At 69.1% G+C, this 24,470-nt stretch carries 22 protein-coding genes; 5 read left to right on the top strand and 17 right to left on the bottom strand.

Going from position 1 to position 24,470, the window contains the following annotated elements; translation table 11 throughout:
* Window positions 1–109: 109 nt before the first annotated feature.
* From RH864_RS05785 to RH864_RS05765, 5 genes are all read right to left on the bottom strand, one after another.
* Entirely contained in the window at window positions 110–556 is a 447-nt protein-coding gene (locus tag RH864_RS05785) for a hypothetical protein (protein ID WP_310516572.1), read from the bottom strand.
* 167 nt (window positions 557–723) lie between these two features.
* The gene (locus RH864_RS05780) at window positions 724–1,719 is read right to left on the bottom strand and encodes a dipeptidase (RefSeq protein WP_310516571.1); all 996 of its coding nucleotides are present in this window, start codon (window positions 1,717–1,719) and stop codon (window positions 724–726) included.
* Window positions 1,716–2,117, bottom strand: a complete 402-nt coding sequence (locus RH864_RS05775; protein ID WP_310516570.1) for a nuclear transport factor 2 family protein — start codon at window positions 2,115–2,117, stop codon at window positions 1,716–1,718. Before RH864_RS05775 ends, RH864_RS05780 begins: the two co-directional genes overlap by 4 nt.
* Entirely contained in the window at window positions 2,114–3,664 is a 1,551-nt protein-coding gene (locus RH864_RS05770; RefSeq protein WP_310516569.1) for a hydantoinase/oxoprolinase family protein, read from the bottom strand. Before RH864_RS05770 ends, RH864_RS05775 begins: the two co-directional genes overlap by 4 nt.
* Entirely contained in the window at window positions 3,661–4,734 is a 1,074-nt protein-coding gene (locus tag RH864_RS05765) for a DUF917 domain-containing protein (protein WP_310516568.1), read from the bottom strand. The genes RH864_RS05770 and RH864_RS05765 overlap by 4 nt, the downstream gene beginning before the upstream one ends.
* 180 nt (window positions 4,735–4,914) lie before the next feature.
* Here RH864_RS05765 and RH864_RS05760 point away from each other — a divergent pair, with 180 nt between their 5' ends.
* On the top strand, window positions 4,915–5,898 hold the full coding sequence (locus RH864_RS05760; RefSeq protein ID WP_310516567.1) for an ornithine cyclodeaminase family protein: 984 nt from the start codon (window positions 4,915–4,917) through the stop codon (window positions 5,896–5,898).
* Window positions 5,895–7,142 carry an NAD(P)/FAD-dependent oxidoreductase gene (locus tag RH864_RS05755; RefSeq protein ID WP_310516566.1) on the top strand — a complete coding sequence of 416 codons (1,248 nt, stop codon included), beginning with the start codon at window positions 5,895–5,897 and terminating at the stop codon, window positions 7,140–7,142. Before RH864_RS05760 ends, RH864_RS05755 begins: the two co-directional genes overlap by 4 nt.
* Before the next feature lie 131 nt (window positions 7,143–7,273).
* Here the strand turns inward: RH864_RS05755 and RH864_RS05750 are convergent, their stop codons facing one another.
* The 12 genes from RH864_RS05750 to RH864_RS05695 all read right to left on the bottom strand — a co-directional run bounded on the left by RH864_RS05750 (window position 7,274) and on the right by RH864_RS05695 (window position 19,120).
* On the bottom strand, window positions 7,274–8,242 hold the full coding sequence (locus RH864_RS05750) for an ABC transporter permease (RefSeq protein ID WP_310516565.1): 969 nt from the start codon (window positions 8,240–8,242) through the stop codon (window positions 7,274–7,276).
* A complete protein-coding gene (locus RH864_RS05745) occupies window positions 8,239–9,765 on the bottom strand; it encodes a sugar ABC transporter ATP-binding protein (RefSeq protein ID WP_310516564.1) in 1,527 nt (508 codons plus the stop codon). Before RH864_RS05745 ends, RH864_RS05750 begins: the two co-directional genes overlap by 4 nt.
* Window positions 9,766–9,769: 4 nt before the next feature.
* Complete coding sequence (locus RH864_RS05740; RefSeq protein ID WP_310516563.1) at window positions 9,770–10,792, bottom strand: sugar ABC transporter substrate-binding protein; 1,023 nt, start codon at window positions 10,790–10,792, stop codon at window positions 9,770–9,772.
* Window positions 10,793–10,926: 134 nt separating this feature from the next.
* Window positions 10,927–12,510, bottom strand: coding sequence for a PucR family transcriptional regulator (locus RH864_RS05735; protein ID WP_310516562.1), 1,584 nt, complete (start codon window positions 12,508–12,510; stop codon window positions 10,927–10,929).
* A 69-nt stretch (window positions 12,511–12,579) separates the two neighbouring features.
* Window positions 12,580–13,953 (bottom strand): replicative DNA helicase, encoded by a 1,374-nt coding sequence (gene dnaB, locus RH864_RS05730; protein WP_310516561.1) that lies wholly within the window; start codon window positions 13,951–13,953, stop codon window positions 12,580–12,582.
* Between the two features lie 552 nt (window positions 13,954–14,505).
* Window positions 14,506–14,958, bottom strand: a complete 453-nt coding sequence (gene rplI / locus RH864_RS05725) for a 50S ribosomal protein L9 (protein ID WP_310516560.1) — start codon at window positions 14,956–14,958, stop codon at window positions 14,506–14,508.
* Window positions 14,959–14,969: 11 nt separating this feature from the next.
* Window positions 14,970–15,230: a 30S ribosomal protein S18 gene (rpsR, locus tag RH864_RS05720; RefSeq protein ID WP_067947514.1), complete on the bottom strand. Its 261-nt coding sequence runs from the start codon at window positions 15,228–15,230 to the stop codon at window positions 14,970–14,972.
* A gap of 122 nt (window positions 15,231–15,352) precedes the next feature.
* Window positions 15,353–15,880 carry a single-stranded DNA-binding protein gene (locus tag RH864_RS05715; protein WP_310516559.1) on the bottom strand — a complete coding sequence of 176 codons (528 nt, stop codon included), beginning with the start codon at window positions 15,878–15,880 and terminating at the stop codon, window positions 15,353–15,355.
* A gap of 5 nt (window positions 15,881–15,885) precedes the next feature.
* Complete coding sequence (rpsF, locus tag RH864_RS05710) at window positions 15,886–16,257, bottom strand: 30S ribosomal protein S6 (protein ID WP_310516558.1); 372 nt, start codon at window positions 16,255–16,257, stop codon at window positions 15,886–15,888.
* A 270-nt stretch (window positions 16,258–16,527) separates the two neighbouring features.
* Entirely contained in the window at window positions 16,528–16,914 is a 387-nt protein-coding gene (locus RH864_RS05705; RefSeq protein WP_310516557.1) for a hypothetical protein, read from the bottom strand.
* Between the two features lie 50 nt (window positions 16,915–16,964).
* Window positions 16,965–17,492 carry a hypothetical protein gene (locus RH864_RS05700; RefSeq protein WP_310516556.1) on the bottom strand — a complete coding sequence of 176 codons (528 nt, stop codon included), beginning with the start codon at window positions 17,490–17,492 and terminating at the stop codon, window positions 16,965–16,967.
* Between the two features lie 200 nt (window positions 17,493–17,692).
* A complete protein-coding gene (locus tag RH864_RS05695) occupies window positions 17,693–19,120 on the bottom strand; it encodes a CCA tRNA nucleotidyltransferase (protein ID WP_310516555.1) in 1,428 nt (475 codons plus the stop codon).
* Window positions 19,121–19,219: 99 nt separating this feature from the next.
* Here RH864_RS05695 and RH864_RS05690 point away from each other — a divergent pair, with 99 nt between their 5' ends.
* The 3 genes from RH864_RS05690 (at window position 19,220) to trxB (ending at window position 24,446) form a co-directional block, all read left to right on the top strand.
* On the top strand, window positions 19,220–21,664 hold the full coding sequence (locus RH864_RS05690; RefSeq protein WP_310516554.1) for a DUF6049 family protein: 2,445 nt from the start codon (window positions 19,220–19,222) through the stop codon (window positions 21,662–21,664).
* Window positions 21,657–23,282, top strand: coding sequence for a murein biosynthesis integral membrane protein MurJ (murJ, locus tag RH864_RS05685; RefSeq protein WP_310516553.1), 1,626 nt, complete (start codon window positions 21,657–21,659; stop codon window positions 23,280–23,282). The genes RH864_RS05690 and murJ overlap by 8 nt, the downstream gene beginning before the upstream one ends.
* Before the next feature lie 174 nt (window positions 23,283–23,456).
* Complete coding sequence (trxB, locus tag RH864_RS05680) at window positions 23,457–24,446, top strand: thioredoxin-disulfide reductase (protein WP_310516552.1); 990 nt, start codon at window positions 23,457–23,459, stop codon at window positions 24,444–24,446.
* The last annotated feature ends 24 nt before the right edge of the window (window positions 24,447–24,470 follow it).

The following is a 24,470-nucleotide window of genomic DNA, read 5'->3' as shown; positions in this document are numbered from 1 at the left end:
CTCATCTACTCAGCATCACTGATTACCGGTACATAGTAAGCACGAGTACCGGTAGATAGCAACACTGAATAGCAGAAGGTTCCGGATGTCTCGGCTTCGTCGTCAGGGATCAGCCGACTCGGATCGTGACCGGCTCGGTCTCGTGCGGGCCGCCGCACTCGGCCGAACCGCCGATTCGGCGCCAGTCGAGCTGCTCGTCGGTCGAGGCGAGCGAGGTGCCGTCGGCGTCGAAGACCTCGATGCTGACCGCGCGCGGCAGATCGAGGTCGAGATCCACGCGCCACCGGCCTTCGCCGAGGCGCGACACGGTGTACAGGGGAGCGGCGGTCGACAGCGACTCCGCGGCCGACGTGACGCAGCCCTGTTCCGAGCAGACCTGGAGCTCGGCGACCGCGGCTGCCGCCGGCCCCTCGACGACCACTCCCAGACTCGAGAGGTAGCCGATCGCCGGGCACACGCCGGGCGGGAATGCACAGCCCGACAGTCCGAGCAGGACGAGGCCGCCGGCGGCGACCCAACCTTGGCCCCGCCGCCGCGGTCCGGCGGTCCTTCGCATCCCTCAATGCTGGCTCGCGACGGCCGGATTTCGCTGCCCGGTGCAGCAACCGTTGTCCAAACGATGCGGGAGCGACGTCCGGCGACCTCGAGATCGGTGTCCGCCATCGGGATGCTGATGACCACCTGATCGGCGCATCCACTGGTCGAGCTCGACCAGCGCCGGGGCTACGGGAGCTCGCGGCGGAGGAAGGCCGTCAGGTTCTCGAACGCGACCGCCCGGGCCAGTTCGGATCCAACTCGTTCGGAGAGTCGTGTCGTCAGGGCGACGAAGTCGGCAGGGCGCCGAAGGCCGCGTGTGTGCGGGATGTCACCAGGAGCGATCAGCAGCCCCGTGAAGATCGGGTCGACGGTCTCCGCGACGTCTTCGATGAAGTCCGTGCCGAAGCCGACCCGTGTTGTGCCGACGACGCCGATCGCATGCTCCACATGGCGGAGGTAGTCGTCGATCTCGGCGTCCTCGGCGAGGAAGGGACCGAATGCGTTGACGCATACGAGTCCGTCGGCGGCGGCGATGGCCCGCAATTGGTCGTCGTCGAGATTGCGGGGATGCGCGTGCACCGCGTCGCAGGAGGAGTGGGACGCCACGAAGGGCCGCTCCGAGACCTCCACCAGGTGGTGGAAGCCCGCCTTGGACAAGTGAGATACGTCGACGATCATGCCGAGCTGCTGCATGAATCGGACCGCGTCGGCGCCGAGCGAGGTCAAGCGGCCGCCGGTATCGGACTCGGCGATGCCGTCGGCCATCATCGTGCGGCGGTTCCAGCTCAGCGACGCCATACGCACGCCCGCCCGGTAGAAGGTGGCGAGCAGCTCGAGGCTGTGACCGACGGGCTCGGCGCCCTCGATCGCGAGCACCAAGGCGATGCGACCGCCCTCGAGTGCGTCGTTCAGGTCGGCCGCCGTCTCGACGATCGCGACGGCATCCGAATGGCGATCGGCGAGGATTCGGGCCTCTTCGATCATGAGCAGAGCCCGTCGCAGCGCCCCCTCACCCACGAACTGCTCTTCGGTGCACACCGGGAGCACCTGGACACGCACGCCTCCGGCTTGCAGCTGCGGCAGCCAGACGGCGCCGAACGGGTCGTCGTGTCCACGTTCGCGCAGATGCCGCACGGCGAGCAGCAGATCATTGTGGCTGTCGGCGACGGGCAGAGCGGTCATGATCGCGCCTCGTGGAGCACTCGATCGAGGGCGGCGCCGTCATAGTAGAGCGCGGCATCGACGATCCGGCCGTCCCGACACGTCACCACGGAGCATCCCGCGACGTCCAGGTCGTCCCACTGGGACCGGGTGCTGCTCGTGCCTCGCATCCGCCAGCGTGCCACCGCCCGGTGATCGATCGCGATCACTTCCTCGACCTCGCGGCGGTAGTCCGGATATACGGCGATCAGCGCCCGCATCGCCGTCTCGTCCTCCTCCGCCGACGCCACGGCCGGGCGGCCGTTGACCGTCACCGTCAGGTCCGGGGACACCAGCGCCAGCATGCGGTCGAAGTGGCGGTCGTTCTCGGCGGCGTTGTAGGCGAGCCAGATCTCCCGGCCGTCGGGGTCGATCGTCATCTGAGCAGCGCTCCTGCGGCCTTGACCTGGACCCGGCATGCCTGACCCGGGACGTAGGTCAGGGGCACCTCGACGAGTGAGGTGACGCGTACGGTGGCCGGGTCGGCGCCTGATCGGACGGCCGCGTCGATCGCAGCCCACCGCGCCTCTTCGAGGCACGCCTCACGGCCGCGCTCTTCGTAGCGGAACACGAGGTCGACGCTCCCCGAGGCCTCTGCGATCGCGGCGCCATAGGCGTTGGCGACGGCGTGGTGCGGTGGTCTCACGACCTCGCTCACGCCGGCGACACGGTCGGCGACCAGGTGCGAGCCGCCTCCCACGGCGATGAGCGGGAGGATGTGCCGGCTCGCCTTCATGCGCTCGACCATGATCTCGATCTGTTCGTCGACCCATGCCAGCGCCCGGGCGACGACCTCGTCGGGGACGTGCGCCGCGAGGTCGACGTCGCCGAAGCCGGTGAGGCGTCCGGCGCGGCTCGAGATGTCCGAGAGCGTGAGGGTGGATCCGCCGCGCACGAGCGCATCGGTCACCACGCGGTATCCCACCGAATCGGGGCCGACGGTGACACCCGCACCGGTCCCGCGAACGACGGACCCGCCGCCGAGTCCGATCGAGATCAGGTCGGGCATCCGGAAGTTGGTGCGGACGCCGCCGACCTCGACGGCCGATGCCGACTCGCGGGGGAATCCGTCGACCAGGATGCCGACATCCGCCGAGGTTCCGCCGATGTCGATCACCATGGCGTCGGAGAGCCCCGCGAGCGAGCATGCGCCGCGCATGGAGTTGGTCGGGCCCGAACCGAGGGTGAGGACTGGGAAGCGCACGGCCTCTTCGGCGGACATGAGCGTGCCGTCGTTCTGCGTCAGGAATGCCTCGACGTCGAGGCCGTTCTCGGCGAGAGCGGCATGGAACCCCGAGACGACATTCCGCGCGACGCCGAGCAGAGACGCATTGAGGATCGTCGCGTTCTCGCGCTCGAGGAGGCCGAGCGCGCCGACCTTGTGGCTGAGACTCACCGGGAAGTCGGCGCCGAGCTCCTCAGCGAGGATCTCGGCAGCGCGCAGCTCGTGGTCGGGACTTGCGGGCGAGAACGGAGCCGAGACCGAGATCGCGGCGACTTCACGGGCGCACTCGGCCGCGAACGCCCGGACGGCATCCTCGTCGAGCGGCGAGATCTCGCCTCCGTCGTACTCGTTCCCACCACGGATGATGGAAGTCGGTCCGATGATCGCGGCGTGAAGATCCGCCGGCCATGCCGCGCCGGGGCGGACGCCGAGCGAGGCGGGCGCGGCCAGGCGCAGCGCACCGACGCGCTCGAGGTCCCTGCGCTGGATGACGGCGTTGGCCGGGTGGGTCGTTCCGAGCATCGCCTGTGCGATGTCGGCCGAGTCGACGCCGTCGAGCACTTTCGAGAGCGACTCGCGAATGCCGTCGAACGGGTCGGGCGTGGTTGCGGACTTCGTCGCCGAGACGACGGTGCCATGCTCGTCGACGACGACGGCGTCCGTGTTGGTGCCGCCGACGTCGATTCCGATGCGAAGCTTCATGCGCGTACTCCTTCGAAGGGGACGTAGTCGACGTCGTAGCCGAACGCCGCCGGGCCGACCACATCGAGCATTCCGGGGCGGTGCCATTCGGGCGCGCACGGAAGTCCGAGCACCCGCACGCGCTGACCGTACGAGAGTTGTTCGGTCGTGATGGGTTCGGCCGTCTCGTGATCGAGCATGCAGATGAGGTCGGGAGGCGTGAGCACGGTGCGGCCGTCCTCGATGGCGAGCAGAAGCTCGTTCTGGATCTCGATCCGCATGGTGCGGGATTGATCGGCGAACGCCTCGATCACGACGGTGCCCCGGGCGAAGCCGGTGGTGGTGCGACGGTCGAGGTCGACGATCTTCCCCTCGAAGATCGTGCGGCCCTCGGTGAATGTGAAGAACTCGTCCCACGTGCCGGTCCCGACCTGAATGGCACGGAGCCGTCTGCCGACCTCCGCGCAGTACGTCATCGACCCGTGGATCGAGCCGGTCTGAGCCTGCGACTTCGTCATCGGGTAGGAGGCGAAGGCGTTGGCCAGGCCCATGTTCATGGCGGCGGTGCGGACGAGACGCTCGCCCATGCGGTTCGTCGTCGTGTCGAGGATCGCCTGATTGCCGTGCTCGTCGGCGAGGGCCATTGGGGATGCCGACAGCCCCGCGAGCGTGAACACGGTCATCTCGATCTGTGGGAACGCCCGGCGCATGCCGTCGGCGTTCACACACGGCACACCCAGTTCGGCGGCGACCATGAGGGGAACGAGCGTGTTCATGCCGCCGACCTCGACGGGGAGAATCGCCGCGATCGGCTTTCCGAGGTAGGACCCGAGTGCGTTGACGGCATCGACGTACTGCTTGCCGGACGGGATCTTCTCGATGATGACGGTGGGTGCTCCGAGCACTGCGACGGTGACGACCAGGGCGTCATCGCTCAATTCGTCGAGCTCGACGACCGGGATGGGACCGAAGTCCTCGATCGCCTGCAGCGCCATCAGGCGCGCCTGGTAAGGATCGCCACCTCCGCCGTTGCCCAGCAGAGTCGCACCGAGTGTCAGGTCATCGAGATCGTCTTTGCCGATGAATCTCATGTTCTGCCCTTCCTCAGGAGGTTGATGCGACTGACGCTAGCCGCCCGGGCGAGTCGCTTGACTGGGCCGAGCGCCCCAGAGGTGCGTTTTGTATGGGCGTTGCGCACAGTCGCGTCCGTCGTCGGTCGGGTCAGGATGGGACCGAATCGCCCGATCGCACCGAGATCATTGGAGTACCGCATGCCTGAATCTCCGCTCCTGCTCCTGCGCTCCTCCGACATCGCCCGCCTGATCGCGTTCGAGGACGTCGTCCGCACCCAGGAGCAGGGCTTCATCGCTCTGGTCGAGGACCGGGCTGAGCTCGGCGAGCGCGTGCTCCTCCGCGGCGCCGCGAACAGCGTCGTGTTCTCCTACGCCGCGCGCATGGGCGCCGGAGGGCCGGCGGTCTCGAAGTTCGGAAGCGTGGTGCCCGGGAACGCGACCCGCGGCCTGCCGAGCGTCTCTTCGATCGTCGTCGCACTGGACGGCGAGACGGGGCGCCCCGTGGCCATCGTCGACGGCGACGAACTCACGGCATTGCGGACGGTCGCGGCGTCAGTCGCCGTGGTGCGGGCCTTGGTCGACCGGCCCCGTAGGGTCGCGGTCATCGGCTCCGGAATCCAGGGCGAGCGTCACGGCGTCGCGGCGCTCCGGCATCTCGGAGCACAGGAGGTGCGCGTATGGTCGCCCGATCGTTCCCGTGCCCTCGCGCTCGGCGAGTCGCTTCGTCGCGAGACGGGAGATGCGCAGATCGTCGTCCCGACCTCCCCACGACTCGCCGTCGAGGGCGCCGACGTCGCCTTCCTGTGCACGAACAGCTTCGACCCGGTCGTCGCCGGCGACTGGCTGTCACCGGGCGCGCTCGTCGTCAGCATCGGGGCCTTCGCGCCTCATCGCCGCGAAGTGGGCCGGGAGGTCCTCTCGCGCGCGCGACTGGTCGTGGACCATCGGGACACCGCCATTCGGCAATGCGGACACCTCGCCGACGCGATCGCCGCTGGCGTCGTCGCAGCGGAGGACGTCGTCGAGATCGGCGACATCTACACGGGACGGGCCCCCGCGAGAGCCGAACACGGGACGGTCACGGTCTACAGCAGCGTGGGTGTAGGCATCCAGGATGCGGCCGTCGTCGACGAGCTGCTCAGGCGTGCCCGCGGCGCTGACGTCGGATCGGTGGAGTGGTGAGCACGAAACGTGACGTCGTGATCGGCGGGGGCGTCGTCGGCCTCTCCTGCGCCTATCACCTCGCGTCGCTCGGCCGCGACGTCATCGTGCTCGAAGCGGCAGCGGGGCCCGCCGGAGGAGCGTCGTCACACAACGCCGGCTGGGTGGTCCCCTCCATGAGCGAGCCCGTACCGTCGCCGCAAGCGATCCGCCTGGGACTGAAATGGCTGCTGCGGGGCGACAGTCCGCTGGGCGTCGCCGTCTCACCAGACCCGGCCTACATCGCGTTCCTCGTCCGTATGCTCGCCGCATGCCGCGAACGGCCCTACCGCGAGGGAATCGAGCGACTCGCCGCCCTGAACGCCGGGACGTTCGACGCGTTCGATCGGCTACGCGCGGACGGCGTGGAGTTCGAGGAACACCGATCGGGCGTACTCTATGCGCTCACCACCGAGGCGTCCGCGGCGAGGGTCATCGCCGATCTTCAGCGCATGGAGACCTGGGGCACGCCGCCCCCGCGCGTCGTGCGAGGCGGGGAGCTCACCGCGCTCGAGCCGGCCCTCCGCGACCGCTTCGCGGTCGGCATCCTGTGCGACCGCGAGCGGCACATCGACCCCGGCTCGTTCGCATCCGCGCTCGCCGCGCGCGTGAGGTCGCTCGGGGTCGACGTGCGGACGCACTCGCGCGTCGCCTCAGTGAAGGATCGCGGTCGCTTCGCCGACGTCGCGTTGAGCGACGGCGAGACGCTCGCCGCACGCCACGTCATCGTCGCGGCCGGGGCGGCGAGCGGGGGCATACGCGGGATTCGCCGCCTGAGAAGCGCAGTGCAGGCGGGGCGTGGCTACGGGATCGACGTCATGGTGACATCGGGTGCCACGCCACGTCATGCCATCTACCTTCCCGAGGACAAGGTCGCTGTGACGCCGCTCGACGCCAAGCTGCGGTTCGCTGGGATCATGGAGTTCGGCCCACCGGGGCGTACCCGCACCGACCGCTCCGAGCAGCTCCTTCGCGCTGCCCGCCGCTCCTTCTCCGACCTCGACCCCGATGCCGTGACCCCCTGGGCCGCGGACCGGCCCATGACCCCTGACGGACTCCCGCTCATCGGACGGCTGCCGGGGTCGGAGACGTTGTCGATCGCGACCGGTCACGCGATGCTCGGCGTGACGCTCGCGCCGGTCACCGGCCAGCTGCTCGCCGCCGAGATCGTCAGCGGCCGCGACGAGGCGGCCCTCGCAGCGTTCTCACCTCGACGACTCGTCTGACTGACGCGAGGGTCGGCATCGGCGCCACCGTCGAGCCGCTCATGAGCGTCGGGCCGCGCGCCTGACTGCCTCCCTGGCGTGCGAGGGGCCCCGATCCCTCGAGGGTCGGGGCCGCTCTCGGTTCGACGTGGTCAGTGTTGCCGGCGGTGCCGGCCCATTGCGTCGATCCCGACGGCGAGGAGGATCACGACGCCGAGGATGATGCGCTGAAGGATCGGGTCGACCTGATTGAGGTTGAACCCGTTGCCGAGCAGGGCGATGAACACGGCGCCGACGACCGATCGCCAGACGGCGCCTGAGCCGCCAGAGATCGACGTCCCGCCGACCACCACGGCCGCGATCGCGCTGAAGACGAACGTGAAGCTGTCGGATGCCTGTGCGCTCATGCTCTGGGACGCGTTCACCACGCCGGCGAATCCCGACGCGGCACCGACCGCGACGAACGTCGAGGCGATGATGAGTCCCGTGCGCACGCCCGAGAGCTCCGCCGCCGCACGGTTGGCCCCCGTTGCGTAGACATAGCGGCCGTAGCGTGTGCGCGCCAGGATCACCCAGAAGACGGCGATGACGCCGACGGCCATCCAGGTCGCGGTCGTGACACCCAACCAGCGGGTGGTGGCGAGCTCACGGAATGCGGGATCGGCGGGGGACAAGATCGACTGCTCGCTCGCGATGTAGGCGAACCCGAAGATGATGAACGACGTGGCGAGTGTCGCAAGGAACGAGTTGATGTGAAACACCACGACGAGCACGCCGTTGAGGACTCCGCACAGGATGCCGGTCACGATGCCGGCGACGACGGCCAGCGGGATAGAACCGGTCGCGTTGCCCACCTGGATCGCGACGAGTGGCGCCGTGACGTAGATGGCGGAGAGACTGACGTCGAAGCTTCCGGCGATCAGCGTCAGGGTGAGCGGCGCGACGACGATCAGCAGGGCGGCCTGCTGGTGGACGATGTTGGTCAGGTTCGCCCCGCTGAAGAATCCCGGCGTCGTGAGGGCGAGCGTCACGAACAGTGCGAGGGTCGCCCATACGATCGCGTATCGGGTGAGCGCGGTGAGTCGGGAGTTGCCGGGCTTGGCCGGAGCGAGCGTGCTCACGGGTGTACCTCCTCGTCGGTGAGGGTCGAGGCTTCGCCGAAGGCGAGTGCCGCGATTCCCTGTTCTGTCAGTTCGTCGTGGGCGAGCGTCCCCGCGAGCCGACCGCGGCGCATGACGACCACCCGGTGGGCGAGGCCGATGACCTCCTCCATCTCGGACGAGACGAGGAGGACGCCGAGGCCGCGACGCGCGAGCTCCGTGAGGAGGCCGTAGATCTGGCGCTTCGCGCCGACGTCGACCCCGCGCGTCGGCTCGTCCACCAGGAGCAGGACGGGCTCCCCGAGGAGTGCCTTCGCGAACATGACCTTCTGCTGGTTACCTCCCGAGAGCGTCCCGACCGTGTCGAGGATCCCCTGGAGCTTCACGCCGACGGCACTCGTCGTCTCGGCGACGGCCGCCGCCTCCGCCTTGCGGCGCACGAGTCCGGCACGAGTGAATCGCGCGAGCGACGGCAGCGAGACGTTGTCGCGGACGGCGAAGTCGAGGATCAGCCCATCCGTCTTGCGCGACTCCGAGACGAAGGAGACGCCCGCACGGATCGAACGGCCGGGTGTGCGGCGATCGCGGGGGACGCCGTCGAGCTCGACGGTTCCGGCGTGGGAGCGGTCCGAACCGTAGATCGCTCGGAGCACCTCGCTGCGTCCGGATCCGACCATGCCCGTGATCGCAACGATCTCGCCTCGGCGAACCTCGAGATCGACGCCTGCGAACGCGTGGGACGCGAGACCGGAGACCCGCAGCCGCACCGCTGCCTCGACGGGGGGTGGGGACTTCGGAGGGAACGTCGAGTCGAGGGAACGGCCGATCATCTGCTCGACCAGTCCGGTCGCCGTCTGTCCATGAGCGGGACCGGTGGTGACACGTCTTCCGTCGCGGAGGATCGTGATCTCGTCCGAGACGTCGAGCACCTCCTCGAGGAAATGGGAGACGTAGATGATGGTGGTTCCGCGATCGCGCAGTCGCTTCACGATCGAGCGGAGTGCGAGGGCCTCGTGGGTCGCGAGGCGGGCCGTCGGCTCATCCATCACGATCACCTTCGCCTGTCGCGCGATCGCGCGGAGAATCTCGACCTTCTGCTGATCGGCCACCGTCAGGTCGTCGACGAGGGCGGTCGCCGGCAGTCGGATGCCGACCTCATCGATGAGGCGTTCGTACGCCCGGCGAAGCTCGCGGGTGCGGACGAACGGCCCACGGTGGAGCTCCGATCCGAGGTACACGTTCTCGATGACGCTGCGGGTGCCGACCAGCGCGATCTCCTGGGCCACCATGGTGATGCCGTGGCGAAGCGCGTCTCGTGGAGAGCTGAAGTGGACGATCTCGCCATCGGCGGAGATCGTGCCGGCATCCGCGGAATGGATGCCGGCCACGATCTTGCCGAGGGTGGACTTCCCCGCCCCGTTCTCTCCGATGAGCGCATGCACCGTGCCGGGACGGATCTCGATGGACACGTCCTGAAGCGCGTGGGCTCCGTCGAAGGACTTCGAGAGTCCGGCCAGCGAGAGCTGCGGGGCGAGGGCGGTCACCGTCTCAACCCGCCCACTGTGCCCTGAAGTCGGCGACGTTCTCACTCGTGATGAGTCCGCCATCCGGCAGTTCGGTGGTGACATCGATCCCGCCGAGGTGCTCTCCGTCGCGGATCGCGGCGAGGATCGCGGCGAAGGCGACACGGCCCTCGTCCTTCGGAGCGCCCGCGACATCCGCGAACCACGTGCCGTCGGCGATCGCCGCGATCGCCGGCTCCGACGCGCCGACTCCGATGGTCTTGACGGAGTCGACCCCGGCATCCTGGAACGCCAGCAGGGCCCCCCGGACGTGCTGATCGCCCGTGCCGACGAAGACCTCGAATCCAGGGTGGGCCTGGAGGATGTCCTGTGTCGCCTTGAGCGGCTCATCGGTTCCGAGGAATCCGCCTTCGCCTTCGGCGATCACCTCGATCGCGGGATGCTGGGCGATCACGCTGTCGAACCCAGTGCGCACTGCGGTGTCGTAGGGCGTGCCGCGCAGTCCGTACATGTAGACGACGCGGCAGGGGTCGGTCCCTTCACACGCGGAGAGCGCGAGCTCTCCGAGGCGTTCCCCGGTGGCCTGCGGCGGAGCGAGGACCGATGCGGCGACACCCTCGACCTGGGGGTCGGCGGTGTCCAGCGCGTCGCCGACGACCTGATTGAGGATGACGACCTCGAGACCGGCGTCGAGAGCGTCCTCGATGCCGGGGATCGCGCCCGTGCCGTCGATCGCCGCAAGGATGATGCCGTCGTACGTCCCGGCCGCGATGACGTCCTGAATCTGGCGAGGCTGGAGCCCTGGCTCGAACTTCCCGTCGAACTCGACGATCTCGACGCCTTCGGCCTCGGCCTCCTCCTGCATCGCGTCGAGTGAGGCGGCGAGCCAGGTGTTGGCCGAACTCGCGGTCAGGAACGCGATCTTCAGGGAGTCCTCGGAGCCTGACGGGCCGGCGCTCTGGGTGATGGCACATCCCGTGAGGGCGGCTGCGGCGAGCACACCACCGGCAGCCAGCGCCGACATGCGGCGCAACGCTGGGTTCAACATGGAGTTCCTCTCGGTTGCGGGACCATGGCGTCCCGAGCTTGAGAGGAAGCTACGATGCGCGCAGAGCGCTTAGTAGATGCGGATCGCCCAGAGACGAGACGCAAACAGGGCAGAAAGCCCATGCGTGCGCATCGTCAGTCCGGTTCACCGAGATTCACCACACGACAGGCGAGCTGTACCGCGAGTCGCTCGTCAGGGTCCTGAAGGTCGGCAGCGAGCGCCTCCTTGATCCTCGACAGTCGGTTCATGATCGTGTTCCGGTGGACTCTGAGCAGATCGGCGGTGAGCGTGGGGGATGACTCGGAGTCCAAGAAGACCTCGAGCGTTCGGACGAGTTCAGCGCCGCCCTCGAGCTCGAGCAACGGCCGCAGCAGCGTCCGCGAGAACTCAGCGAACTCCGACGAGGTGTACCAACCGACCAGGATGCGCGCGACCCCGAGCTCATCGCTGTGCTGCACGGCGAGCCTGGCACCACTGGCGTGCGCGATCGTCGCCGCTTCACGCGCCTCGGCGAGACTCGTCCGCAATCCGGCGAGCCCGTGGTACGGACGTCCGATCCCGATCGAGATGCGGGGCACGTCACGCTGTGCGACGTATTCTCCGAACGTTCGCCGCAGGCGCTGCGCGAGTTCGCGGAACGCGGCCGGCTTCGGCTCGAGGATGTCAAACCCCCACGTCGTCCACCCGTCGGGGCGTTCGATGACGGCGCCGGTGAGCCGAGCACGCTGGAGCACCGCGCGCACTTCCGCCGTCTGCGCGAGCACCTGCACCTGATCCGCATCTCCGCCGAGCTGGATGTGCACGGCCGAGCACCACCCCTCCACGGGCCAGCCGAGCACGCCGACCTGATGCACGACGGTGGCATCGATGTGATCTGACGCGATGATCGTGTCGAGCACGCCCAGGCGGTACCGGGCATCGCGCTCCTGTGTCAGACGCTCGGTGAGGAGCGCGATCGCGATGTACCTGCTTGCGACCTTCAGCACAAGTTCCGCGGCCTTCCGCCAGTACGCCGTGGGGGTGCTGCGCTCGGTGACGAGCCAGAAACTCGGCGCCTCGTTGAGTGCGAGCGTGACGGGCTGGACGGCGCGCGCCACGTGCTCGGCGGTCGTCATCGTGTAGACGTGGAGTCGGTCGCGAGCGGGGAGCGGAGCCACGAGCTGGGCGCCCGCGATGACTCCGCCTTCGATTCCGACGACCGACGAGGTCGCGTCGAGCGTCGCGTCGACCGCGCGCAGGGCACCTTCGATGCCGTCGCGTGCACTCACGCGGTTGAGGGCCGATACCGCGGAGATCGTGAGTTCGGCGAGCTTGCGATCGGGCTCGGTCACGACCGTGCGCAGCACGTCGGCGAGCACGAACGTGTCGGTGTCGATGGTCGCCAACGGGAGCGCGAGCCGCTTGGAGAGCCGGCGAGGGGCAAGGCCCACCTCGCTCCCGGGCCGTGCGACCAGCACCAGCGACGCACGGCTCTCGGCCGACCAGCGCAGAGCGAGATCGAGGAAATAGGTGTCGGTACTGATCCGGCCGCCGTCGATGATGATGACGCTGCCTTCGCCGATCGCGAACCGTCGCCGACCCTCAGGAGCGAGCTGCACCGACGTCACCGCGGCGTCGAGGCCTGCCTCCCCCGCGAGCAGTGTCGCCGGGGACAGGGCCGGCACCCCGAGAAGTTGGCGCACCGAGATCGCGGCGTCACCGTCGAATCGACTGCCCACGTGATCATTATGCCCGCGCTCAGGAACCTTTCCGGAGCGGAGCCTCCGGCGACATCGCCTCCGGCCGGGTCAGCCCTGCACCATGTCGGCGAAGCGCGAGAAGTGGCCGTGGAAGGCGACCGTGATGGTGCGCGTCGGACCGTTTCGGTGCTTGGCAACGATGAGGTCGGCCTCGCCCGCGCGCGGGCTGTCACGCTCGTAGGCGGACTCGCGGTGCAGCAGGATCACCATGTCGGCGTCCTGCTCGATCGAGCCCGACTCACGCAGGTCGGAGAGGGCGGGCATCTTGTCGGCGCGCTGCTCGGGGCCACGGTTCAGCTGCGAGAGCGCGATGACCGGCACCTGCAGCTCCTTCGCGAGCAGCTTCAGGGCACGCGAGAACTCGGACACCTCTTGCTGGCGGCTCTCGACGCGCTTGCCGCTCGTCATGAGCTGCAGGTAGTCGATGATGACCATCTTGAGCCCGACGCGCTGCTTGAGCCGACGGCACTTCGCGCGGATCTCGACGAGCGTCATGTTGGGGGAGTCGTCGAGGTACAGCGGCGCATCGTTGATGCGGCCACGGGTCGAGGCGATGGTGGTCCAGTCGCGGCCGTCGACGGTGCCCTTGCGCATGTTCTGCAGGGGCACGGATGCCTCGGCCGAGAGCAGCCGCATGGCGATCTCGGCCTTGCCCATCTCGAGCGAGAACACGATGGTCGGCAGATCGGCGTGGATGGATGCCGCACGCGCGAAGTCGAGCGCGAGCGTCGACTTTCCCATGGCGGGACGCGCGGCCACGATGATCATCTGCCCGGGGTGGAAGCCGTTTGTGAGGTCGTCGAGATCGTGGAACCCCGTCGGCACGCCGACCATCTTGCCGTCGGTGTGCTTCGCGGCCTCGATCTCGTCGATCGCCTGTGTGACGGCCTCGGTCAGCGGCACGTAATCCTCGGTCTCGACCGAGCCCGTGACGCCGTAGATCTCGGCCTGGGCGTTGTTGACGAGCTCGGTGACCTCGCCCTCGCCCGCGTACCCCATCTGCACGATGCGGGTGCCCGCCTCGACCAGCCGGCGGAGCAACGCGCGCTCGGCGACGATCGAGGCGTAGTACCCGGCGTTGGCGGCGGTCGGCACAAGACTCGTCAGCGTGTGCAGGTACTCGACGCCGCCCGCACGCTGCAGCTCGCCCGACTTCGTCAGCTCGTCGGTGACCGCGATGACGTCGGTCGGCTCACCGTGCGAGTAGAGCGTGAGGATCGCGTTGAACACGACCTCGTGCTTCGGCACGTAGAAGTCGACGCCGCGGACGGTCTCGATCACGTCGGCGACGGCGTCCTTCGAGAGCATCATGCCGCCGAGGGCGCTCTGCTCGGCGAGGAGGTCGTGCGGCGGCGTGCGCTCCCCTCGGCGGGCGTTGCCGTCATCTGCCGGCTCGGCGATCCCGATGTGAGCGATCGACAACTGAAGCCCTTCTGAGATTTCGCGAGGAGTGTTCGGACACGCGGGTGTTCGGACACGCGGGCACGTCTGGGCCCTGTGGTCAGTCCTATCGTGGACGGCCGACATGGGGCTTCGAACGGCTCCGCGAGGGGGCGATCGCCAGGCGCGGATTCACCCTAAGGAAGCTTCTGCCCACACACAACTCTGCCTGTGGATAACTCTGGGGACAAACTGCGCGAAACGCCGTGGAATATGTGCAGTCTCCCTGTGGAGAACTGTGGAAATTCGGTGAATTACACGGCTTGAATTCTGAGCTGAACTGGAGTTTTGTGTTTCCACACCTGTGGGGGAAAACTTCTTGGATTCTCGGTTCATTCCGTGTAACCACCTGTGCACAACCATCTGGAAAACCCGAGCGATGCTCTTGCGCGCGGGTGTCCGGCAGGTGTATGCGGAGGAAAACCTCCGACGCTTGGGGCCGGCCAGCGACCGACGAAACGCAGACGCTCGGAGCGCCGGACACGCGAAGCGGCGACGGACCCGAAGGCCCGTCGCCGCTTCGTGGAGCGAAGACTACTTCGCCGCGACCACCTGCAGGGTGATCGTCGCCGAGACGTCGTCGTGCAGCCGCACGGTCGCCTCGTGGTCGCCGATCGCCTTGATCGGCGTGGGGATCTCCACCTTGCGCTTGTCGACCTCGCCGAGACCGGCCGCCGCGACCGCAGCCGCGACATCCGCCGTCTTGACCGAGCCGAAGAGGCGGCCGCCCTGGCCGGCCTTGACGGTCAGCTTGACCTTGCCGCCCTCGAGCTTCGCCTTCAGCGCCTGCGCGTCCTCGAGGGAGTGCAGCGCACGCGACTGACGCGCGGCCTTGATCTGGTCGACCTGCTTCTGACCGCCGCGGGTCCACGGGGTCGCGAAACCCTGCGGGACGAGGTAGTTGCGGGCGTACCCGTTCTTGACCTCGACCACGTCGCCGGCCTCACCGAGACCCGTGACTTCGTGCGTGAGAATGACCTTTGCCATGTTCGTGCTCCTTAGCGGCCGGAGCCCGAGTAGGGCAGGAGCGCCATCTCGCGCGCGTTCTTCACGGCGCGGGCGATGAGGCGCTGCTCCTGCACGGAGACACCGGTGATGCGACGGGCACGGATCTTCCCGCGCTCCGAGATGAACTTCCGAAGGGTCGCGACATCCTTGTAGTCGATGACGCCGACCTTGACGGACTTCGCGGGGGCGGCGTTCTTCGCGCCCTTGCCACCGCGAGGCTTGCGGCGGTCGCCGCTGCTCTTTCCAGCCATGGTTCTTTCCTGTCTTGAGAAACGTTTCGTTGCGAGGGATGTCTCGTCCGAGGCATCCGCTCAATCGCCGTCGGCCCTGGGGCCGTCAGTCCTGAGGCCGTGAGGCCCCGGGGCCGTGAGGCCTAGAAGGGCGTGTCGTCGCCGTAGTTGGTGCCTGGCGTGTTCCACACGTCGCCGCCGCCCGAGCCGCCGGACTGCGCGGGAGCGCTCGGCGCCCATGCGTCGTCGGACTGGCCGCCGCCGCCGTAGGAGCCGCCGCCACCGCCGCCACCGACGCCGCGGTTGGACTGGGCGCGGGTGACCTGGGCGGTCGCGTACCGGAGCGAGGGACCGATCTCGTCGATCTCGAGCTCCATGCTGGTGCGCTTCTCGCCTTCCTTCGTCTCGTAGGAACGCTGCTTGAGGCGACCCTGCGCGATGACGCGCGAGCCCTTCGTCAGCGAACCCGCGACGTGCTCGGCGAACTCACGCCAGCAGCTCGCGCGAAGGAACAGGGCCTCGCCGTCCTTCCACTCGTTCGCCTGGCGGTCGAACGTGCGGGGCGTGGACGCGATCGTGAAGTTCGCGACCGCGAGCCCGTTCTGCGTGTAGCGCAGCTCGGGGTCGGCGGTGAGGTTGCCCACCACAGTGATGATGGTCTCGCCGGCCATGGCCTTTAGGCGTCCTTCTTCGCGGCGGCGGCAGCCTTCTTCGCTGCCTTCGCCTCGTCGGCCTTCTTCGCCGCGGCGACCTGCGCGAGGTGCTCGTCGGCGCGGAGCACCTTGGTGCGCATGACGGCCTCGCTGAGGTTCAGCTGGCGGTCGAGCTCCGCGGTGGTCGCGGGGGTCGCGGTGAAGTCGACGACGGCGTAGATGCCCTCGGCCTTCTTCTTGATCTCGTAGGCCAGCCGGCGACGTCCCCAGATGTCGACGTTGTCGACCGAACCGCCATCGTTGCGGATGACGTTCAGGAACTTGTCCAGGCTGGGAGCAACGGTGCGCTCGTCGATCTCGGGATCGAGGATGACCATCAGCTCGTATTGGTGCATGACGTACCCACCTCCTTCGGACTCAGCGGCCACCGGGTCGGTCCCGGCAGCAGGAGGGTGTCGTGCGTTGCGTTCGTGGAGGCCGCGACTGCGGCACACGGGCAACCTTGGTAGTCTACCCGACCCCCGGCCCCGGCGCGACCCACGCCCCGCGCGCCCCCCACCCACCCCTCTCCCATCCATCCATCCACCCACCCACCCCTCACCCCGGCGAGTGTTACCGCCACGAGCGAATGTGATCGGTGCGGCGGTAACTCTGGCGCCGAGTGGTCACACTCGACGATCCTGTGCGAGTGGGAGGCCGGCCGCGGCGAGTCGTCGTCGGAGGCGGTCCGGGTTTATCGCGATCGACCAGTCCCACCTCGCCGCACGGGGTCGATGTAGCCTGATGCGGTCTTCGCGAAGCTTCTCGTTCCAGACAACCTCATCGGCCGAGCGGCCGCCGGTGTACTCGTCTCGGAGGTACTTCCCACGGCCGTCGAACTCCCCGAACACCCCATGGTCGGGCCAGTCGAAATCGGCAATGTCGGCACCGCCGTCGTCGCGGCGAAACGGAACCTGCAGTTCAGGACGCGGGAAACCGAGCGCATGCAGGTTCCAGCGACTCACGGACTCCCCGGGCGATTCGGCGCGCGCATCGCAGAAGGACGCGAGCATCGTCGCGATCCGGCTCCCTCTCGAGGGTGGCCGAGCAGTGAATCGCTCGATCAACTCCTCAGCGGAATCCCGGTGACAGGACCTCCGAGGGGTGTCTCGAGCCGCGGTCGGACTCCGGCGTCGAGGGCCGCAACCGCGGCCGGACGCGGGCACCAGGTCGCGAGATCCCAAAGGGTTCGTTCGAGGCTCGTCACGAGGTGCCCGCCGAACTCTGAAATCTCCTCCTCCCTCAGGGCATGGTTGTGCCAGGCGATACCTCGTCGGCTCCGGCGGCCTCTCAAGCTCGCGGCCATCACGTGCACCCCGTCGAGGCGGCCCACGACCGGAATGCCCCAGATCACCGCTGCGGAGGTGTGTGAGAACACGGGCCGAGCTCGCATCGAAGCTTCCGCCGCCTGCATCCGCGCGTAGTGCGTGGCCTCGAAGTCACCGGCCGGCCAATCCGCGGCAGCCACATAGAGGCCGCGGCGTGCACGGACATATTCGGGGCCGGGGGGCGATGCACCGCGAAGCGCGAGCTGGGCGGTGCGCTCGATCCGAACACGTCGGATTCGGTGCTGCTGCTGATGCTGATCCATGAGCCGAACTGTCGCGCGAGCCGGCATCGCCCAGGCGGCATCACACCAGAGATGTGGAGTTCCGAGCGCCAGGCGCTCCGCTGTGGAGGGATGGTCGACCGGCAGTGCGCGGAACGCGAGTGTGGCCCTTCGGTGCCAGTGTGATCGTCCGGGCGGTCACACTCGAGCGAAGCGGTCACACCCGCGGGTGGGCGGGCGGGTCAGGCGCGGGAGGCCCACCAGGCGAGGAGGCGCTCGCGCGCAGCGTCCTCGCCGATCGGGCCTTCGTCGAGGCGGACCTCGAGCAGGTAGCGGTACGCCTCACCCACGACCGGGCCCGGCGGTACGTCGAGCAGCGCCATGATCTGCTGTCCGTCGAGCTCGGGACGGACCGCGGCGAGCTCTTCCTCCTCGGCGAGCGCGGCGATGCGCTCCTCGAGGTCGTCGTAGGCGAAGGCGAGGTGGTCGGCCTTCCGCCGGTTGCGCGTCGTGACGTCGGCACGCGACAGGATGTGCAGGCGCTCGAGCTGATCGCCCGCGTCGCGCACGTACCGGCGCACGGCCGAGTCGGTCCACGCGCCCTCGGTGTAGCCGAAGAAGCGCAGGTGCAGCTCGATCAGGCGCGCGACCGCCGCGATCGTGTCGTTGTCGAATCGCAGCGCGCGCAGCCGCTTCTTCGCCAGCTTCGCCCCGACGACGTCATGGTGGTGGAAGGTCACCGCGCCGCCGCGTTCGAGCCGTCGCGTCGCAGGCTTGCCGATGTCGTGCAGGAGCGCCGCGAGGCGCACGATCAGGTCGGGCGAGTCGAGCACCCCGCGCGACGTCTCGTAGTCGATGGCCTGCTCGAGCACCGTCAGGCTGTGCTCGTACACATCCTTATGCCGGTGGTGTTCGTCACGTTCGAGTCGCAGCGCCGGCACCTCGGGCAGGACGCGGTCTGCCAGGCCCGAGTCGACGAGCAGGCGGAGGCCTCGCACGGGCGAGCCCGTGAGCAGCAGCTTCGACAGCTCGTCGCGGACGCGCTCGGCCGAGATCCGGTCGATCTCACCGGCAAGCGCCGACATGGCCTCGCGCGTGCCTTCGTCGACGTCGAACCCGAGCTGTGCCGAGAAACGCGCGGCCCGGAGCATCCGCAGCGGGTCGTCGCCGAACGACTCCTCGGGGCGCGACGGGGTCCGGAGCACGCGCGCCATCAGGTCTTCGACGCCGCCCGACGGATCGACGAGCTCGAGACGCGGCAATCGCAGCGCCATCGCGTTCACGGTGAAGTCACGCCGGGTCAGATCGCCCTCGAGCGAGTCTCCGAACACCACCTCGGGCTTGCGTGAGTCGCCGTCGTAGCGGTCGGCGCGATAGGTCGTGATCTCGACCGTCTCGCCGGCGATCTTCGCGCCGATGGTGCCGAAGGCGCGGCCGATGTCCCAGTGCGCGTCGGCGATCGGCTTCACGATCGCGAGGATCTCGTCGGGCTTCGCGTCCGTCGTGAAGTCGAGGTCGTTGGTGCCGCGCCCGAGGAAGGCGTCGCGGACCGGCCCGCCGACGAGCGCGAGCTCGTGTCCTGCTGAGTCGAATGCGGCTGCGAGCCGGGACACGCTCGGCGAGGTCGCGAGCTCGGAAAGCCGGCCGAGGGCGGCGGCGACGTCGTGCATGCCCCCAATGCTAGGCGGGCCGCGGGCACGTCGTCCGACGCTCGGCGGGCGCCGCGTCGTCGAGCGACCGCTCAGTCCCCACGCCGTAGAATCGCGAACATGCTGGCCGAGTCGTCCCCCGTGCGTCGACTCCGCCGACACTTCACCGGCCGACGCGGGCTCGGGCTTGCGGCCGTCGGCCTCGTCTCGGCGATACTCGCCGCACCGGTGGTCGCCAATGCGGGCGGCCTTCCCGACGCGCTCGGCTCGATCACGGGCACGGATGCCTCGGCGGCACGCACCGCGACCGCCGCCGCTGCTCCCGCGCCGGAGGCCGACGCCGTCGTCGCCCTCAGCATCGCCCCGACGATCGGAACCACGATCGACCCCGCCGGGGTCGTCACCCTCGAGGTGGAGATCGACAACCGCACTGGCGGCGCACTCGCGGCCGGGCATGTGCGGCTCACGCGCGCCGCAGCTCCCATCGCCGATCAGAGCGCACTCGACGCCTGGATCGGCGCCGCCACCGCCGAGGAGCGGGATCGACCGCCTTCCGAGCAGGTCGCCGAGGTCGCGACTCGCGCGCTGCCCGCCGGGGTCTCCGAGGTCGTCTCGTTCACCCTGCCCGCGGGCGCCCTGGGCGATACCGCGGGCGCCGCCGTCATCGGACTCGGCGCAGAGTACGCCGCAGACGATGCGACGACCGCGATCACCTCGGGTGCGTTCGCGACGTCGGCTGGGATCGGCCCGGGCCCCCAGCTCGCCATGGCGTATGCCCTCACCGTTCCCGCGGAGACCGAGGGACTCATCGATGCCGACGATCTCGAGCTCTGGACCGGCCCGACCGGTCTGCTGACCCGCCAGCTCGACGCGGTGGCCGACCGGGCCGTGGCCATCGCCCTCGATCCGCGCCTGGTGGCCTCGATCCGAGCGCTGGGCACCAGCGCTCCCGACTCGGCGGTCTCGTGGCTGGAGCGGCTCGCGGGCGTCTCGAACGAGGTGTTCCCGCTCGCCTACGCCGACGCCGACCTGGCGGCGCAGACGCAGCTGGGGCTCGAGCCGCTGGCCCCGATCTCGTTCACCGACGTGCTCGATCCCGCCGACTTCGCGGGGGAGACCGGCGACGACGGCGATGACGGCGAGAGCGACGGCGTGGTCGCGGACGGGATCGCCCAGCAGTCTGCGGACGGCGACGAGGATGGGGATGAGCGCCGAACGGACGCCGCACCGGCGGCGACCGACCAGCCGACCGAGCCGGCCGTGCCGTCGCAGGTGCCGACCACCGAGCAGCTTCTCGCGTGGCCCTACACCCGCACCGACCTCGCCTGGCCTGCCGATGCGACCGTCGCTTCCGGTGACCTCGCGGCGTTCCGTGCCGCTGGCTACAGCACGACCATCCTCTCCGCGTCGAACGTCGACGCGGGCGATCTCGACCGGAACGCCGCCTCGACCGTCGACGGCGAGTCCGCCGTGATGGCCGATGCACGCTTCACCGATGCGCTTCGCGAGGCGGCCGCGGCCCGCTCCGACGTGGCGTGGGGCGAAGCGGCGTCGCGTCTGGGTGCCGAGCTCGCGATGCGGGCCGGCACCACCGACGCAGTGCTGCTCGCGACGTTCCAGCGCGGAGCCGCTACGCAGTCGGCGCGCGTGTCGGCGACGCTCGACGCCATCGCCTCCTGGCCATGGTCGAACCCGACGAGCCTCTCTGACGCGATCGGCGCGCCCCCGGTCGAGCGTGGACTCGTCGACGCTCCCGAAAACCCTGAGCGACTGGGCCAGCTGAGCCGGCTGCTCGAGAGCGAGACCGCGGTGCAGGAGTTCGCCACCGTGCTCGATGATGAGACCCTGCTGACCGCTCCCGCCCGACGCCAGCTGCTCGCCCTGTTCGACGTCGCCTGGATCCCGCAGCCCGCCGAATGGTCGGCGGCGGTCGGCGAGCGGCTCGCGACCCAGTCCGCGACGGTGGACGCCGTGTCGGTGGCGCAGAGCAGCCCCGTGAATGTCTTGTCGAGCGAGACCGGCGTGCCGACGACGGTCGAGAACCTGCTGCCGTACCCTGTGACGGTCTTCGTCGACGTCGCGCCCTCCAACGGCCGGCTGATCGTCGAGGAGCGGGTCGAGACGACGGTCGCTGCCGACTCCCGCAGCAACGTCATCGTTCCCGTCGCCGCGGGCGTGGGCAACGGCGAGGTGACGCTCTCGGTGTCGCTGTGGTCCCGCGATGGGGTCAAGGTCGGGCAGACCGTGCAGATCCCCGCGAACGTGCAGGCAGACTGGGAGGGGCTCGGCGCGCTCATCTTGGGCGTCGTGGTGGTCGTGTTCTTCGGGGTCGGCATCTGGCGGAACATCCGCCGCCGGCGACGCGAACGCGCCGCGGACGCGAGCGCGACCGACGCGCGCGAGCCGGCCGACGGTGACCCGACGGATGACTCGGCCGAGCCGGCTGACCCGGCCGAGCCGCCCCAGCCGGCCGATGTCGGTGGATCTCAGTATTCTGAACCGCATGCAGCGAGTATCGACGGCACCACCGACATCGACTCCGAGGGGCCCCGCCGCGATGGCTGAGGATCGCATCGGGCGCGCAAGCGTCTTCCTGGCGTCGGGCACGATCGTCTCCCGGATCCTCGGGTTCGTGAAGACCGCGCTGCTCGCCGCGGTGATCGGCGCGAGCGGTGCCGGCGCGAACGCCTTCGCCGCGGCGAACCAGCTGCCCAACACGATCTGCGTCGTCGTCGCCGGCGGAGTGCTGAGCGCGGTGCTCGTACCCCTGATCGTGCGGTCCGCCGCCCACGCCGACGGCGGCACCGCCTACATCAACAAGCTCATCACGCTCGGGCTCGTGATCCTCGGCGGTGCTGCGGCCATCGCCACGCTGCTCACCCCGTTGCTGACGCTGCTCATCGGCTCACGCATGGAACCCGAGGTGTTCTGGCTCGCCGTCGCCTTCGGGTACTGGTGCCTGCCGCAGATCTTCTTCTACGGCATGTACTCGTTGTTGGGGGAGGTGCTGAACGCCAAGCGGGTGTTCGGTCCGTTCACCTGGGTGCCGGTGCTGAACAATCTGGTCGCGCTGGCGGGGCTCGGCGTGTTCGCGCTGGTGTTCGGGGCCGATCCGACCGGGAAGGCGTGGGAGGCCGGCGACTGGAGCCCGGCGATGATCGCCCTGCTCGCCGGCAGCGCCACCCTCGGCGTCGCGGCCCAGGCCCTCATCCTGTTCGTCTTCTGGCGCCGCGCCGGGCTGCGGTACCGTCCTGACTTCCGGTGGCGGGGCGTGGGCCTGCGCTCGACGGCGGGACTCGCCGGCTGGACCTTCGGCATGCTCCTGCTCAGCACGATCGCGGGCTTCGTCGAGACCTCGGTGGTCGGGGTATCCGCCAACTCGACCGACGAGGCGTCGATCATGGTGCAGCAGACCGCATGGCTGATCTTCATGCTGCCGCACTCGGTCATCACGGTGTCGATCGCGACCGCGTACTTCACCCGCATGAGCGAGCATGCGGCGGTCGGCGCACTCGATCGCGTTCGAGCCGACCTGTCGAGCGCGGTGCGCGGCATCACGATGATCGTGCTCGTCGCGGCCGCGGTGCTCATGGTCTGCGCCTACCCGTTCGCGCGGGTGTTCACACCGGTCGAGCCGCTGATCTGGTCCATGGGACACGTGATCATGGCGTACGTGATCGGCCTCGTGGGGTTCAGTGTGCTGTTCATCGTGCAACGCACCTTCTACTCCATGCACGACACGAAGACCCCGTTCTTCTTCACGCTCGTGCAGGCGTCGGTGTTCATCGCGGGCGCGCTCGCGTGCATCGCGCTGCCCTCCTCCGAGGTGGTGTTCGGCATCGCACTCGTGACGACCATCGCCGGCACCGTGCAGCTGATCGTCGCCCTCGTGCTGCTCCGACGCCGGCTCGGGGCACTGGACGGGCGGCGCATCACGCGTGCGCTCGTACGCGCGCTCGCCGCACTGGTCGTCCCGGTCGCCGCCGGAATCGGGCTGCTCATCGCACTCGGCGGCACCGACGCCGACGGGTTCGCCCTCTCCGGGATCTTCGCGGCGATCGTCTCTATGGCCGTCATCGGCGCGGTCATGGCGGTGCTGTACTTCGCGGGCCTCTGGCTGCTGCGTTCGCCCGAGCTGCGCGGGTTCGCCGAGCCGCTCGTGCGCCGGCTCCGCCGCGAGTGACCGGCCGCGGGCGGTGCCTCAGCGTTCCTCCACAGGGCGGTGGCACGAGGCATCCGTCAACCCTCGCGTCACGCTCAGGCGGGGCGGAATAGGCGAGACCTAGACTGTGTTGACCATGGCGTGTCATCCGGAATCCGGGTGCCGCACGCACGAAAGCCAAAGGGAGCGTTCAGGTTGCGCGACATCATCATCATCGGGTCCGGCCCTGCGGGCTTCACCGCCGCGATCTATGCAGCGCGTGCCGAGCTCAAGCCGCTGCTCATCGCCAGCTCGGTCGAGATCGGCGGTGAGCTGATGAACACCACCGAGGTCGAGAACTTCCCGGGCTTCCCCGAGGGCATCATGGGCCCCGACCTCATGGCCAAGATGCAGCAGCAGGCCGAGCGATTCGGCACCGAGGTCGTCTACGACGACGTGGTCGAGCTCGAGCTCGCCGGCCCGGTCAAGCGGGTCAAGCTCGGCAACGGCGGCGTCGAAGAGGCCAGCGCGATCGTCTACGCGACCGGTTCGGCCTACCGCAAGCTGGGTCTGCCCGAAGAAGAGGTGCTCTCCGGCCACGGGCTCTCGTGGTGCGCGACGTGCGACGGCTTCTTCTTCAAGCAGAAGACCATCGCGGTCGTGGGCGGCGGCGACTCGGCCATGGAGGAGGCGACCTTCCTCACGAAGTTCGCCGACAAAGTGTACGTGATCCACCGCCGCGACCAGCTCAAGGCCTCGAAGATCATGCAGCAGCGTGCGTTCGACAACGAGAAGATCGAGTTCATCTGGAACGCCGAGGTGACGCAGATCCACGGCACCGAGGCGGTCACCGGCGTGACGCTGCGCGACACCGTCTCCGATGAGGTGCGTGCGCTCGATCTCGACGGCCTGTTCGTCGCGATCGGCAACGACCCGCGCACCCACCTCGTGCACGGCAAGCTCGAGCTCACGCACGAGGGCACGATCTGGGTCGAGGGGCGCTCGTCGCGCACCTCCGAGCCCGGCGTGTTCGCCGCGGGCGACGTCATCGACCCGCACTACCGTCAGGCCGTCACCGCGGCCGGCTCGGGTACGGTCGCCGCGCTCGACGCCGAGCACTACCTCGCCGCGCTCGCGGACACGAGCTCGCCCGAAGAGGCCGAGATCGAGGCCGAGGCCGTCGAGCGGCTCGCCTCGCTGCGCTGACGCGCCGCCCGCGCTCACGGACAA

The sequence above is a fragment of the Agromyces aerolatus genome, from assembly GCF_031432255.1.
Lineage (GTDB): Bacteria > Actinomycetota > Actinomycetes > Actinomycetales > Microbacteriaceae > Agromyces.
This window is presented reverse-complemented; position numbering and strand designations above follow the sequence as displayed.

Coding starts and splice junctions, on each gene's coding strand:
- RH864_RS05785 (WP_310516572.1), bottom strand. CDS start 556: ATGCGAAGGACCGCCGGACCGCGGCGGCGGGGCCAAGGTTGGGTCGCC.
- RH864_RS05780 (WP_310516571.1), bottom strand. CDS start 1,719: ATGACCGCTCTGCCCGTCGCCGACAGCCACAATGATCTGCTGCTCGCC.
- RH864_RS05775 (WP_310516570.1), bottom strand. CDS start 2,117: ATGACGATCGACCCCGACGGCCGGGAGATCTGGCTCGCCTACAACGCC.
- RH864_RS05770 (WP_310516569.1), bottom strand. CDS start 3,664: ATGAAGCTTCGCATCGGAATCGACGTCGGCGGCACCAACACGGACGCC.
- RH864_RS05765 (WP_310516568.1), bottom strand. CDS start 4,734: ATGAGATTCATCGGCAAAGACGATCTCGATGACCTGACACTCGGTGCG.
- RH864_RS05760 (WP_310516567.1), top strand. CDS start 4,915: ATGCCTGAATCTCCGCTCCTGCTCCTGCGCTCCTCCGACATCGCCCGC.
- RH864_RS05740 (WP_310516563.1), bottom strand. CDS start 10,792: ATGTTGAACCCAGCGTTGCGCCGCATGTCGGCGCTGGCTGCCGGTGGT.
- rplI (WP_310516560.1), bottom strand. CDS start 14,958: ATGGCAAAGGTCATTCTCACGCACGAAGTCACGGGTCTCGGTGAGGCC.
- rpsR (WP_067947514.1), bottom strand. CDS start 15,230: ATGGCTGGAAAGAGCAGCGGCGACCGCCGCAAGCCTCGCGGTGGCAAG.
- RH864_RS05715 (WP_310516559.1), bottom strand. CDS start 15,880: ATGGCCGGCGAGACCATCATCACTGTGGTGGGCAACCTCACCGCCGAC.
- rpsF (WP_310516558.1), bottom strand. CDS start 16,257: ATGCACCAATACGAGCTGATGGTCATCCTCGATCCCGAGATCGACGAG.
- RH864_RS05705 (WP_310516557.1), bottom strand. CDS start 16,914: ATGCTCGCGTCCTTCTGCGATGCGCGCGCCGAATCGCCCGGGGAGTCC.
- RH864_RS05700 (WP_310516556.1), bottom strand. CDS start 17,492: ATGGATCAGCATCAGCAGCAGCACCGAATCCGACGTGTTCGGATCGAG.
- RH864_RS05695 (WP_310516555.1), bottom strand. CDS start 19,120: ATGCACGACGTCGCCGCCGCCCTCGGCCGGCTTTCCGAGCTCGCGACC.
- RH864_RS05690 (WP_310516554.1), top strand. CDS start 19,220: ATGCTGGCCGAGTCGTCCCCCGTGCGTCGACTCCGCCGACACTTCACC.
- murJ (WP_310516553.1), top strand. CDS start 21,657: ATGGCTGAGGATCGCATCGGGCGCGCAAGCGTCTTCCTGGCGTCGGGC.